At 62.4% G+C, this 12,836-nt stretch carries 12 protein-coding genes and 1 pseudogene; 3 read left to right on the top strand and 10 right to left on the bottom strand.

Annotated features, from left to right (window positions below; translation table 11 throughout):
• Nucleotides 1-16: 16 nt before the first annotated feature.
• The 4 genes and pseudogenes from ABX75_RS30020 to ABX75_RS15255 all read right to left on the bottom strand — a co-directional run bounded on the left by ABX75_RS30020 (nucleotide 17) and on the right by ABX75_RS15255 (nucleotide 4,474).
• Complete coding sequence (locus ABX75_RS30020) at nucleotides 17-934, bottom strand: methyl-accepting chemotaxis protein (protein ID WP_371263995.1); 918 nt, start codon at nucleotides 932-934, stop codon at nucleotides 17-19.
• Nucleotides 926-2,017 (bottom strand): annotated as a pseudogene (locus tag ABX75_RS30025) (HAMP domain-containing protein); the annotation flags it as partial. The gene ABX75_RS30020 and the pseudogene ABX75_RS30025, both read right to left, overlap by 9 nt.
• 80 nt (nucleotides 2,018-2,097) lie before the next feature.
• Entirely contained in the window at nucleotides 2,098-3,510 is a 1,413-nt protein-coding gene (locus tag ABX75_RS15250) for a PLP-dependent aminotransferase family protein (protein WP_034112727.1), read from the bottom strand.
• A 202-nt stretch (nucleotides 3,511-3,712) separates the two neighbouring features.
• Nucleotides 3,713-4,474, bottom strand: a complete 762-nt coding sequence (locus ABX75_RS15255) for an SDR family oxidoreductase (protein ID WP_034096693.1) — start codon at nucleotides 4,472-4,474, stop codon at nucleotides 3,713-3,715.
• 228 nt (nucleotides 4,475-4,702) lie between these two features.
• Here ABX75_RS15255 and ABX75_RS15260 point away from each other — a divergent pair, with 228 nt between their 5' ends.
• A complete protein-coding gene (locus tag ABX75_RS15260; protein WP_034096692.1) occupies nucleotides 4,703-5,707 on the top strand; it encodes an NADP-dependent oxidoreductase in 1,005 nt (334 codons plus the stop codon).
• An 80-nt stretch (nucleotides 5,708-5,787) separates the two neighbouring features.
• On the opposite strand, the gene pyrF is transcribed toward ABX75_RS15260, so the two are convergent.
• Nucleotides 5,788-6,486, bottom strand: coding sequence for an orotidine-5'-phosphate decarboxylase (pyrF, locus tag ABX75_RS15265; protein WP_034096691.1), 699 nt, complete (start codon nucleotides 6,484-6,486; stop codon nucleotides 5,788-5,790).
• A 259-nt stretch (nucleotides 6,487-6,745) separates the two neighbouring features.
• Between pyrF and ABX75_RS15270 the strand changes: the two genes are divergently transcribed.
• Together ABX75_RS15270 and ABX75_RS15275 are read left to right on the top strand one after the other, a co-directional pair.
• On the top strand, nucleotides 6,746-7,510 hold the full coding sequence (locus ABX75_RS15270; RefSeq protein WP_034096795.1) for a response regulator: 765 nt from the start codon (nucleotides 6,746-6,748) through the stop codon (nucleotides 7,508-7,510).
• The gene (locus ABX75_RS15275) at nucleotides 7,510-8,544 is read left to right on the top strand and encodes a HAMP domain-containing sensor histidine kinase (protein ID WP_034096690.1); all 1,035 of its coding nucleotides are present in this window, start codon (nucleotides 7,510-7,512) and stop codon (nucleotides 8,542-8,544) included. The genes ABX75_RS15270 and ABX75_RS15275 overlap by 1 nt, the downstream gene beginning before the upstream one ends.
• Here ABX75_RS15275 and ABX75_RS15280 read toward each other — a convergent pair.
• From ABX75_RS15280 to ABX75_RS15300, 5 genes are all read right to left on the bottom strand, one after another.
• Complete coding sequence (locus tag ABX75_RS15280) at nucleotides 8,541-9,602, bottom strand: AI-2E family transporter (RefSeq protein ID WP_047882233.1); 1,062 nt, start codon at nucleotides 9,600-9,602, stop codon at nucleotides 8,541-8,543. The genes ABX75_RS15275 and ABX75_RS15280 overlap by 4 nt on opposite strands.
• Before the next feature lie 74 nt (nucleotides 9,603-9,676).
• The gene (locus ABX75_RS15285; protein ID WP_034112723.1) at nucleotides 9,677-10,495 is read right to left on the bottom strand and encodes a DUF4892 domain-containing protein; all 819 of its coding nucleotides are present in this window, start codon (nucleotides 10,493-10,495) and stop codon (nucleotides 9,677-9,679) included.
• A gap of 114 nt (nucleotides 10,496-10,609) precedes the next feature.
• Nucleotides 10,610-11,464: an alpha/beta hydrolase gene (locus ABX75_RS15290; RefSeq protein WP_040266362.1), complete on the bottom strand. Its 855-nt coding sequence runs from the start codon at nucleotides 11,462-11,464 to the stop codon at nucleotides 10,610-10,612.
• A complete protein-coding gene (locus ABX75_RS15295) occupies nucleotides 11,461-12,264 on the bottom strand; it encodes an alpha/beta fold hydrolase (protein ID WP_047882234.1) in 804 nt (267 codons plus the stop codon). The genes ABX75_RS15290 and ABX75_RS15295 overlap by 4 nt, the downstream gene beginning before the upstream one ends.
• Before the next feature lie 97 nt (nucleotides 12,265-12,361).
• Complete coding sequence (locus ABX75_RS15300) at nucleotides 12,362-12,805, bottom strand: hotdog fold thioesterase (protein ID WP_034112721.1); 444 nt, start codon at nucleotides 12,803-12,805, stop codon at nucleotides 12,362-12,364.
• Between the last annotated feature and the right edge of the window lie 31 nt (nucleotides 12,806-12,836).

The raw sequence follows: 12,836 nt of genomic DNA on the forward strand, positions 1-12,836 counted from the left end.
GCCGTCAGCGCGGCGATCAGAGGCGGAAGTGCCCCACCATACCCTTGAGTTCGGCGCCCAACTGCGCCAGCTCGATACTCGACGCGGCGTTCTCCTGCATGCTCAACGCCGACTGATCGGCGCTGGCTCGAATACTGGTGACACTGCGGTTGATCTCTTCGGCCACCGAGCTTTGCTCCTCGGCGGCGGCGGCAATCTGCTGATTCATCTGCTGGATCAGCGACACCGCTGACGCAATGCTGCCCAGAGCACTTTCGGTTTCCAGCGCATCGCTGACCGCCAGCTTCACCAGTTCACCACTCTGTTGAATCTGCTGCACCGACGTTTGTGCGGCGCTGCGCAAGGTGCCGACCAGCCGTTCGATCTCTTCGGTCGATTGTTGCGTACGCTTGGCCAACGCTCGCACTTCATCGGCCACGACGGCAAAGCCGCGGCCCTGTTCGCCCGCCCGTGCGGCTTCAATGGCGGCGTTCAGCGCCAGCAGGTTGGTCTGCTCGGCAACACTTTTGATCACGCTCAACACCGTACCGATATGCTGGATTTCCGCACTCAGGCTTTCGATGCTGGCACTGGCGCCTGTGCTGGACGTGGCCAACAGCTCGATGCGCTGCAAACTCTGACGCACCACCCGCTGGCCGCTGTCGACTTTCTCGTCGGCGGTCTGTGCCGCCTGCGCCGCTTCTTCGGCGTTGCGCGCCACATCGTGCACAGTGGCGGTCATCTGGTTCATGGCGGTGGCCACCTGCTCGGTCTCTTCCTTCTGGCCGCTCACCTCGACATTGGTCTGCTCGGTCACGCTGGACAGCGAATGCGCGGAGCTGGCCAATTGCTCGATACCAGCCTGCAACCCGCTGACCATATGGCTTAAACCATTACCCATCTGCTGCATGGCCTGCATCAACTGGCCGATTTCATCGCGCCGGTTGACCTCCATCCGACCGCTTAAATCACCATCGGCAATCCGCTGAGCCACGGAGATCACACTGCGCAGGGGCGCAACGATCAAGCGGGTAATCACCCAAGATGCAATCAAGCCCACCAGCAGGGCCAGTGCCGACGAGCCGATTATCAGCAACGCGCTTTTCTTCAATTGCGCCTGCATCGACTGATCTTCGGCGTTATAGGCCTGGTTGACCCGACTGACCACCTGCTCCGCTCGATCATGCAATTGTGTGTAAACCAGTTTTTCCTGAGCCAGCAGGTCCGTGTATTCGCCGAGTTTTTCGCCGAAGGCGGCAATATGTCCCGACACCTCGCCAAGTACGGTCTGGTAGCCCGCATCCTTGACTGAGGTTTTCAACTGCTCGACCTGCGCCAGGGCCTGTTCGGCCTGCTCGATCTTGCCTTGCTCGGTATTATCTTCGTCTACCTTACGGCTCTGATTCAGACGCACATGGGCTTCGTTCATGGCTTGCAGCATCAAGCGCGACACCTGGCTAACCTGACCGGCCTGCTCGATAAACTCGGCGCCCTCCTTGCCCTGGCTTTCCTTGAGCCCATAGGCACCGTCGTCCGCCAGACCGGCCTGCAACACATCAAGGTTGTTGGCCACGCTGGACACTGACCAACTGGCCATTTCCAGGGCCAGGTCCTTGGTCTGGGTCAGTTCGACAAACTCATCGAAAGCCTTGCGATAGGCGGCAAGGGCCTGCTCGACATCGGTCATGGCTGGCACATTGGCAGCGGATTGGGTCTTGAGGCTGGCCGCCTCAGCGGCCAGGGCATCGACGGCCTCATGCAGCGCGTCGACCGCCTTGGGGTCGGCTTGCAAAGCGTAGTCCTGTTCGATCAAGCGCACCTTGAGCAAACCGCTGTTGAGCGAGGACATGGCCTTGAGCCCTTCGAACCGTTGCCCGACGGTTTGCAGGGACCATACGCCGATGGCCGCCACTACCGCTGTCAACAGCAGCACCAGGGTGAAACCCAAGCCCAGTTTTTTCGCCATACCCAGGTTGGCGAAACGTCGTTGCACGGCCGAAATCATTGCACTTGATCCTCTTGCAATGGCAGATGCCATCAAGCCCGGTAGACAAGCAGCAGATTGGCAACGACAGGGGCCTCAACACAAGACACTGACGCCGGAATAATGGCAAAAAGCTACACGCCCGTCGTTTTCAGAATGGTCGAGGTCGATCTAGCGGGCCCCACGGCACGCATCAGCGCCAGAGCCCGTTGGTCTGAAGCATAGGCTACATTGATGCGCAGCCACTCACTGTATTCGCCGGTTGGGTTGAAAAGTGAGCCCGGCGAGAGCAAAACACCGAGCCGGCGGGCAAACGCCTGCACCCGCGAGAAGGCATTCGCCCCCGGTCGCGCCCATAGGAACATGCCGCCGGCGGGCACGGTAAACACCTCCCACTCTTCGTCTTCCAGCACCTGTAAGGTAGCGGCCATCTCGGTGCTCAGCCGCTTGCGCAAGCGCTGCACCCATTTGCGATAGGTGCCGTTGGCCAGCAGCGTGCTGACCACCGCTTCGGCAAACCGCGAGGTGCCGAAACCGGTGGAGATCTTGAGGGTGGCCAGCCGGGCGATAAGACTTGCTTCCGCGCAGAGGTAGCCAACGCGCAAAGCACTGCTCAAGGTCTTGGAAAAGCTGGCCACGTAAATCACCCGACCTTCATGGGGCAACGCCGCGAGCCGGGTGCAGGTGGCGTGCTGCAGGTCGCCGTAGACATCCTCCTCAATGATCAGGAAGTCATCGCGACGAGCCAGCTCCAGTAGCCGTTCGGCCACGACACGGCACAGGCTGGAGCCAGTCGGGTTGTGATACAGGCTGTGAGTGAACAAGCATTTTGGACGATGGCGCTGCAACAGCGCTTCGAGCGCCTGGATGTCCGGCCCGCCCGGTGTGCGCGGCACTTCCAGCAGGTGCACACCATGGAACGCCAGTTGCCGGTAAAGATTGCCGTATCCCGGGGTTTCCACCACCACGCAGTCACCGGCGCGCAGTAGCACACGGATCAGCAAATCCACGGCATGACTGGCGCCACCGGTGGTGAGAATGCAATCAAGACGAGTGTCGATATGAAGGTGCGTCAGGCGCTTAAGCAGTTGTTCACGCAACACGGGCAAGCCCAATGGCGTGCTGTAATTGAACAGCCCGGCGGTGTCGGTACGGCTGACTTCGCGAATCGCGTAACTGATGTCATCGCTTTCATGCCAGGCCTCCGGCAGCCAGCCGCAGCCTAGCTTCAACTCGCCCAAGGGGCTATCGGCAAAATCGCCCCAGTCGCGCTCGGCGCCTTCATACCATTGGCACTCATGGGCCACAGGCGGCTCGGCCACCATAAAGCCGGCGCCGTGCCTGTGGGCCAGCAATCCTTGGGCGACCATGCGCTCTAAAGCTTCGATCACGCTGGACTGACTGAGCAGATTATCGAGGGCCAACCGCCGCACCGACGGCAAGCGAGTGCCGGGGCTCACCTCGTTCTTGCGAATCCATTGCGTCACTGCACTGACGATTTGCTGCACCACCGGTACAAGGGCTTGTCGATCGATCCCTAAATCCATGCGCCACTCACTTCAACTGTTTGTTTTCAACCCAACGAGTTAAGCACAGAAGCGCGTGATGACCGTTCGCCAAGATTTATTAAAGTATTGATTTTATTGAGTTATTTACCTTGTGATACATATTCGATCGCGGCGTTTAGCCAGCTCCGGAAACGCCCCACATCCCTCCCAGACCTTTTCGAATGGGGCGTCACACCGCGTCCTAAATCGCTGTTGCGCCACCGTCCACCGCTAATGCCTGGCCGGTGGTGAACGCCGCGCCATCGCTGCACAGGTACAGCACCGCGCTGGCGATTTCCTCGACCTTGCCGATACGCCCCACCGGGTGCATGGCGGCGGCGAAATCGGCCTTGCGCGGGTCGGCTTCATAGGCGCGCCGAAACATATCGGTGTCAATCACCGCCGGGCATACGGCATTGACGCGGATTTTCTTTTTCGCATATTCGATGGCCGCCGACTTGGTGAGGCCGATCACCGCATGCTTGGACGCGGCATATATGCTCATCTTCGGCGCCGCCCCCAGGCCCGCCACCGAAGCGGTGTTGACGATGGCACCGCCGCCCTGGGCCAGCAGCAGCGGCAACTGGTGCTTCATGCACAGCCACACGCCTTTGACGTTGACGCCCATGATGGCATCGAACTCGTCCAGGCTGCCGTCGGCAAGTTTGCCCTTTTCGATCTCGATACCGGCGTTATTGAAGGCGTAGTCCAGACGCCCATACGCCGCCAGGGTCTGCGCCATCAATTGCTGCACCTCGGCTTCCTGAGTCACGTCGCAGCGCACGAACAACGCCTCGCCACCGGCCTGACGGATCAGCGTCACCGTCCCTTCGCCGCCGGCCACATCCAGGTCGGCCACCACCACTTTCAAACCTTCGGCGGCGAACGCCAGGGCAGTAGCGCGGCCGATACCCGCAGCGGCGCCGGTGACCAGGGCGACCTGGCCGGAAAACGTCATGCTCATGGAGGGATGTCCTATGGAGGAAATATACGTGGCGGGAGTCTAGCCAAGGTCATGATGCACACGTCAGCACTATCAAAAGGCCGGTTGGCGCTGCATGAGCGGCAGTGATAAGGCGACTGGGCCTACCATCAGCGCGGCCTATCGACGAGCATTCGCACCTCTCGCCGACCTTGCTCCCAGGCCCGCCAGGGTCTATCACTGAGCATTCATTTCTAACGAGTCCCTGCCATGACCGCCCAGACCAATCGCCAATTCCTGCTCGCCAAACGCCCGGTCGGCGCCGCTACGCGGGATACCTTCACGTACCAGGAAGTCCCAGTGGGCACCCCCAAGGACGGTGAAGTACTGGTGCGTAACGAATACCTGTCCCTCGACCCGGCCATGCGCGGATGGATGAATGAGGGCAAGTCCTACATCCCACCGGTCGGCATCGGCGAAGTAATGCGCGCGCTGGGCGTAGGCAAAGTGATTGCGTCCAACAACCCCAAGTTTGCCGTCGGCGATTACGTGAACGGCGCCCTGGGGGTGCAGGATTATTTCCTCGGCGAGCCCCGGGGTTTCTATAAGGTCGACCCAACGTTGGCACCATTGCCGCGCTATCTGTCCGCCCTGGGCATGACCGGCATGACCGCCTACTTCGCCTTGCTGGAGACTGGCGCGCCGAAGGCCGGTGAGACGGTGGTGATCTCCGGTGCCGCCGGCGCCGTGGGCAGCATTGCCGGTCAGATCGCCAAGCTCAAAGGCTGCCGCGTGGTGGGCATTGCCGGCGGAGCCGACAAATGTGCATTCCTGGTGGATGAGCTGGGCTTCGATGCGGCCATCGATTACAAGAACGAAGACGTACCCGCCGCCCTCAAGCGCGAATGCCCCAAAGGTGTGGATGTGTATTTCGATAACGTTGGCGGCGATATTCTCGACGCGGTGCTCAGCCGCCTGGCCCTCAAGGCTCGGGTCGTGATTTGCGGCGCAATCAGCCAGTACAACAACAAGGAAGCGGTCAAAGGCCCGGCCAATTACCTGTCACTGTTGGTCAATCGCGCACGGATGGAAGGCTTCGTGGTCATGGATCATGCCGCGAACTTCGCCGCCGCCGGGCAGGAAATGGCCGGCTGGATGGCGCAAGGCAAGCTCAAGAGCAAGGAAGATATTGTCGAGGGGCTGGAGACGTTCCCGGAAACCCTGATGAAACTGTTCAACGGCGAGAACTTTGGCAAGTTGGTGTTGAAGGTCTAAGCGCACTGGCCAAAAAAAACGCCTGCATCCCGTCTGTTCAGGGTGCAGGCGTTCTCGTCAGTGGCTCGCGCTTGACGTGATCAGGCGATCTCGGCAACCACTGCCGCCAGCGCCTTGGCCGGATCCGCCGCTTGGCTGATCGGACGACCGATCACCAGGTAGTCGGAGCCGGCGTCCAGTGCCTGGCGCGGGGTCAGGATGCGGCGCTGGTCGTCCTGAGCACTGCCCGCCGGGCGAATGCCGGGGGTGACCAGTTGCAGCGACGGGTGCGCGGCCTTCAGCGCCTGGGCCTCCAGGGCCGAGCACACCAGACCGTCGAGGCCGGCTTTCTGCGCCAGGGCCGCCAGGCGCAGTACCTGCTCCTGAGGCTCGATATCCAGGCCGATCGCGGCCAGGTCCTCGCGCTCCATGCTGGTCAGCACGGTCACACCGATCAACAGCGGCTTGGGGCCGCTACGCTGTTCCAGCACTTCACGGCAAGCGCTCATCATGCGCAGGCCGCCGGAGCAATGCACGTTGACCATCCACACGCCCATTTCCGCAGCCGCCTTGACAGCCATGGCGGTGGTGTTGGGGATATCGTGGAATTTCAGGTCGAGGAACACCTCGAAGCCTTTGTCACGCAGGGTGCCGACGATGTCCGCGGCGCAGCTGGTGAACAGTTCCTTGCCGACCTTGACCCGGCAGAGGCTTGGGTCCAACTGGTCAGCCAGCTTCAGTGCGGCGTCACGGGTGGGGTAATCCAGGGCGACGATGATAGGAGTCTGGCAGGCGGACATTGGAATGGGCTCTCAGGCAAGTCGAAATCGGCGCGGATTGTAGCGCAAGCGACGCCGTTGCGGGATCCGATGATCGGTAAATACTGACCAAGCGTGCGCAGGCCGGCATTTCGCGCATATATTTCAAATCCGATACATTCACGACACGCCCCCAACACGCCCCGCCGCTAGCCTCGCTCGCACGACCCACCGACCAGCACTACCAGCCATGGGGCTGGGCGCCTATGCTGACCGCAATCACCTGGCAGATGACCGCACTATGCAAACTCCTTGCGCCCCTGTGAACGACGAGCAAAAAGACCCGGCCAGCGCCGACGATAAGCGCTGGACGACCCGCGCACTGGTGGTCGACGACGATGTGCCGATCCGCGAACTGCTGATCGACTACCTGGCCCGCTTCAGTATTCTGGCCACCGGTGTCAACGATGGCGCCGAGATGCGCCAGGCCATGCACGCCGAGACTTTCGACGTGGTGGTGCTCGACCTGATGTTGCCGGGCGAGGATGGCCTGTCGCTGTGCCGCTGGCTGCGGGCCGAGTCGGATATTCCGATCCTGATGCTCACCGCGCGCTGCGAACCCACCGACCGCATCATCGGCCTGGAACTGGGGGCCGATGACTACATGTCCAAACCCTTCGAGCCCCGCGAGCTGGTGGCGCGCATCCAGACCATCCTGCGCCGCGTGCGCGACGATCGCAGCGAGCAGCGCGCCAATATCCGCTTCGACACCTGGCGCCTGAACAGCGTGCTGCGCCAGCTGGTGGCCGACGACGGCCTGGTGGTGCCGCTGTCCAATGCCGAATTTCGCCTGCTTTGGGTATTTATCGAACGCCCGCGCCGGGTGCTGAGCCGCGAGCAATTGCTGGATGCCGCGCGCGGGCGTTCCATCGAAGCGTTCGATCGCAGCATCGACCTGCTGGTCTCGCGCCTGCGGCAAAAACTCGGGGATGACCCCAAGGCACCGCAGTTGATCAAGACCGTGCGCGGCGAAGGCTACCTGTTCGACGCACGGGACATCGGCTGATGCGCGGCACCTTCAACACGCTGTTTGGGCGGCTGTTCGGCGTGTTGCTGGTGGCCATTGTGCTGGCCCATGGGCTGGCGTTTTTCTGGTTTCACCACTACGGCCCGCCCCCGCCGCCGCCCGAGGAGACCTTTATCGAGCAGTCGGACGGCACGATGAAACCCTTGCCCAAGCATCAGCGACCCTGGTTCGGCGGCCCGGTGGTGCCCCTGACGTTTCAATTTATTTCGCTGATCATTGCCGCCTGGTATGGCGCCAAGCTGCTCAGCCGGCCGATACAGCGTCTGAGCGAAGCCGCCGAACGCTTGAGCCTGGACCTCGACAGCCCGCCGCTCAACGAATCCGGCCCGCTGGAAGCGCAACAGGCCGCATCGACCTTCAACCTGATGCAACGGCGCATCCGCGAGCAGGTCAGCCAACGCGCACGCATGCTTGGCGCGGTGTCCCATGACCTGCGCACGCCGTTGTCGCGCCTCAAGTTGCGCCTGGAGCAGATCGAAGACACCCGACTCCAGGGCCAGATGCGCCAGGACCTGGACGACATGATCGGCATGCTGGACGCGACGTTGAGTTACCTGCACGAACAACGCACCAGCGAGACCCGACACTGGCTGGACGTGCAGGCGCTGGTGGAATCCCTGAGCGAAAACGCCCAGGACCAAGGCTGCGACGTGCAGTTTGCCGGCACCTGCGCACCGCTGCAGGTGCAACCCATGGCCTTGCGTTCGTGCCTGAACAATCTGATCGACAACGCCCTGCGGTACGCCGGCACGGCGCGTATCGAACTGACCGACAGCCGTGAAGCGCTGGTGATCCGGGTAATCGACCACGGCCCCGGGATTGCGGCGGACAAGCGCGAGGCGGTGTTCGAGCCGTTTTTTCGACTGGAGGGCTCACGCAACCGCAACTCTGGCGGTGTCGGCCTGGGCATGACGATTGCCAAGGAAGCCGTGGAACGCCTCGGCGGCCGCCTGTGCCTGGAAGAAACCCCGGGCGGCGGCTTGACCGCGGTGATGCGCTTGCCCAGGGCTTAAAGAGCCTGGTCGTCCCGACGGCCCTGGGCGTGAGTTGCGCTCCAATCCATCAACAGGCTATAGGCCACTGCGAGCAAGGTCGGACCGATAAACAAGCCGATAAAGCCAAAGGCAATCAAGCCGCCGAACACCCCCAGCAGCACGATCACCAGCGGCAGGTTGCCGCCACGGCTGATCAGGTAGGGTTTGAGCACGTTGTCCACGCCGCTGATGATGAAGGTGCCCCACACGCCGAGGAATATCGCGTAGGTGTAATCGCCCTTCCAGGCCAGCCACGCGGTGGCCGGGATCCACACCAGCGGCGGGCCCATGGGAATAAGGCTGAGCATAAAGGTGACGATGCCCAGCACCAGCGCCCCAGGCACGCCGGCAATAATGAACCCCACCAACGCCAGCACGGCCTGGGCCGCAGCCGTGCCGATCACGCCGTTGACCACCCGTTGCACGGTTCCGGCCACCAGTTCGATGTAGTAACCGGCGCGGTCGCCGATCAAGCGTTCCAGCAAACGATGGACGAACATCGCCAAACGCGGCCCGTCGCGGTAGAAAAAGAACACGAAGACCAGGCTCAGGGTGAGTTCCAGAATGCCCCCGCCGATCTGCGCGCTGCGCGCCAGCAGCCAGTTGCCCACCTGCCCCAGGTACGGTTTGAGGCTGACCATCAACGCAGCGCCCTGCTGATCGATGCTGTCCCACATCGCCGCCAATCGCTCGCCTACCAACGGGATCGCGCCCAGCCACGTCGGCGCCTCGGGCAGGCCATCGACCTGAATATCCTTGATCAATGCCACGACATCACGCACATGGTCGGCCAGGTTGAACCCCAGCCATACCAGCGGCACCGCCACCAGCAGCATCCAACCCAAGGTCAGGATCGCGGCAGCCAGGGACTCGCGCCCACCCAGCCAACGCGTGAGCAACACCATCAGCGGCCAACTGGCAAATGCCAGCACCGCGCCCCAGAACAGCGCCGACCAGAACGGCGCCAACACCCAGAAACTGGCACCGAACAGCACCAGCAGCAGGATTTGCACCAGCAGGCGATCGTTATTGAGCATGGGGAATCTCTGAAAAAGGAGGCTTTAGGAAGAAAGATTAGGCGAACGGCGCGGGTCCATTCGCCAGGTGGCGATCAGCGTATCAGATGCAGGTGCAGACCTTGGGTTTCACCGTTGCCGCTCTCCATACGCGCCGCGCGCACGCCCTGCTCGATCAGCGCCTGACGCCAGGCTTCGGCATTCGGACCGCTGAGGCTTACGCGCAGGGTGGTATCCAGGTTAAGGCCACGGGAAATGAGGGTCAGCCACGTGGCGTCCGGTTCACCGTTCAATGCGGGGAAGTCCAGCTCGCCGGTGCTTTTGAGCTCGCGCAACAGTGTGGCCGAGGTGGGCAACAGGTCGCCCAGCGGTGTCGCGGCGTCCAATTGCTCCACATGCAGGTAGGCGCGACGATTACCACGGGTGATGCCGTACAGCGCGACCAGCGAATTGGCCTGGGGCTCGGCCAGGCGCACTAGCAGGTATTCCTGCTGGCTATCGGCGCCCACCAGCTTGGCGTTGCCGAAAACCTCGTTGGCCCACAGGCTGCTTTCGCCGCAGTCCCGGGCCTTGCACCAGAACAGCAGTTGCGCGCCCTGGGCCTGCAACGCCTCGCGTGTGGCGGTGAACGCCGCACTGGAGCTGTGCTCGGGGGGCAGTTCATAGGTAATGGCGGTAGTCTGGCCCCGCGCGAGGGCCTGGCCTTCATAACGCAGTTGGCCGCTGATCTTGCGGATCGCGCCCAGGGGGTAGATGCGTTCTTTTTCTTCGGCGGGGCGATAATCGACAATCTGCGCGTCGACCTGACGGGCCACGGCGGGCAGGTCCTGGCTGCCCGGCACGTCGGCGGCGAACACCAACGGGCTGAATACGCATAACCCCAGAGCACGAATAGATCGGTTGCGCACGCTCATCGGATTGGTGAGCCCTGACCGAGGGTAAGCGTCGCGGTATTAAGATCGGTGTTGAATATGTGCATGGTTGACTCCCGTTCAATCCGCCCAGCCTCGGCAGTTGACCGCGCCAAGTCAAGGCGCGGAGAAGAACCGATTGAAACAGTCTGCAACAAGGACCGCGCCAGGCTCATCATTCAGGTGTAAATGATGGCCACCAGGCAGCGTGGTTACCGTAAAGGGTAGCTGGGAAAGCAATTCGGGATGTTTCGATAGCATGCCGTCGGCAGCGACCACCAATTGCGTAGGGCAGTCAACTCGCCGTATGAAGGCCATCGCCTGCTCATCGGTCAGGCGCATTGGCGAAGCCAGGGTCAAGCGACTGTCCGTGCGCCAGGTGTAACCGCCAGGCACCGGCATCAAACCGCGCTGGGCCAGCAGTTCAGCGGCCTCGCGGCTGACGGCTACCAAGCCTTTCATGCGCGCCTCGACCGCGCGCTCCAGCGTGCCGTACACCGGTTTACGTTTGCCCTGCAGGTTCAATTGCGCCTGCAATGCCATGCCTAGCCTCTCGGCCGCATTTTCGCCCGGCGCAGTGGGTGGGATCACACCGTCAATCAACCCCAGGTGGGTCACACGCTCGGGTAAGGCCCCGGCCAGCACCATGGACACAATGGCGCCGAGGGAATGCCCCAGTAATGCAAAACGTTTCCACCCCAGTTGCTCGGCCACTTGCAGCACGTCGAACACGTAATCCCACAAGGCATAGCCGGCGCCCACAGGGCGGTGCGCCGAGTGCCCGTGGCCGGCCATGTCCAGGGCCACAATGCGCAGCCCGGTCAACTTCGGCGCCAGGCGCGCGAAGCTGTTGGCATTGTCCAGCCAGCCATGCAAGGCGATCACTGGCAAACCGTCCTCGGGCCCAAACAAATGGGCGGCCAACTCGATATGGGGCAGGCTCAGGCGCACTTCTTCGACTGATGTGCTCATGCGCAGCTGCGCTCACGGGCGTCCCAACGGGCGAACAGGTTCTTGATCAAGGTCGCGGTGTCCTGCGGGCGTTCGAGGGGGAACATATGGCCGCCAGGCATGGTGAGCATTTCGCCCATGGGCAAACGCCCGACGCCGCTGGCGTGGTGACGCATTACCACGCGGCTCTGCCGACCGCGCACCACCGCCAGCGGCACCTTCATCTGGCTCACTTGGCCAGGGCTGGTGTGGGGCACGCCGCGGTAGATGCTGATTTCGGTAGCCGGGTCGAAGCGCAGGCGCAGACGATCGCCCACCGTTTGCAGGCCATGTTGCAGGTAGGCGTCGAAGCAATCCGGATCGAAGCCCCGAAACAGGGTCTTGCCGGCGAAGTAGCTGCGCGCGGCATCCAGGTCGGCGAACTCCTCGCGCCGGCCGAGGGTGCGCCCGGCCGGGGTCAGCCGGTCGATAAACCCAAAGCGCTTGGCGGCACGGATCACCCAACGGTCGGCGCGGGTCAGTACCGGGGAATCGAGCATCACCACGCCGCGATACAGCTGCGGGCATCGCAGGGCGGCGTGCAGGTGCAAAACGCCGCCCAGGGAATGACCCACACCCCACACCGGTTGCGGCTGCTGCTCCAGATGGTGGATCAGTTCATCCACCAGGTTCTGCCAGTTATCATCCACCGGAAACCGTGGGTCGTGACCGTGCTGCGGCAGGTGGGCCACCGTATATTCCGGGGCCAGGGCCGCAAAGAGCTTGCCGTAGGTGGCCGATGGGAACCCATTGGCGTGGGCGAAAAACACGTGCTGCGACATACCGGATCCATCTGCAATAACCGAACTCGATTGTCAGCATGCCCGGCAGGCACGGCAATGACTGTAACTGCCAGGAATGATGACACTCACGCCATGCCTATCGGGCCGGCGGGTTCTCGCCCAACGGCACCACGGCCATGGTCAGGCGCGAGATGCAGGTGGGCTTGCCTTCTTCGTTGCTCAAGCGGATATCCCATACCTGCGTGCTGCGGCCGATATGCACGGCCCTGGCCACCGCCGTTACCCGCCCGCTACGCACACCGCGCAGGTGGTTGGCGTTTACTTCCAGGCCCACGCAGTAGTACTTGCTGGTGTCCACGCACAGGTACGCGGCCATCGAGCCGATACTCTCGGCCAGCACCACCGACGCGCCGCCATGCAGCAGGCCAAACGGCTGGTGCGTGCGCGCATCGACCACCATGCTCGCGGTCAGGGACTCGTCGTCGAAGCTTTCGAAGCGGATATCCAGCAATTCACCGATGGTGTTTTTCTGGCTGGCATTGAGGTGTTCGATATTCGGTTGGGTGCGCCACAGGCTCATGCAGGTGTCCTTTGGTGTTTTTATGATGACC

It is taken from the genome of Pseudomonas sp. ARP3 (genome assembly GCF_001029595.1).
In the GTDB taxonomy this organism is placed as follows: Bacteria; Pseudomonadota; Gammaproteobacteria; order Pseudomonadales; family Pseudomonadaceae; genus Aquipseudomonas; species Aquipseudomonas rhodesiae.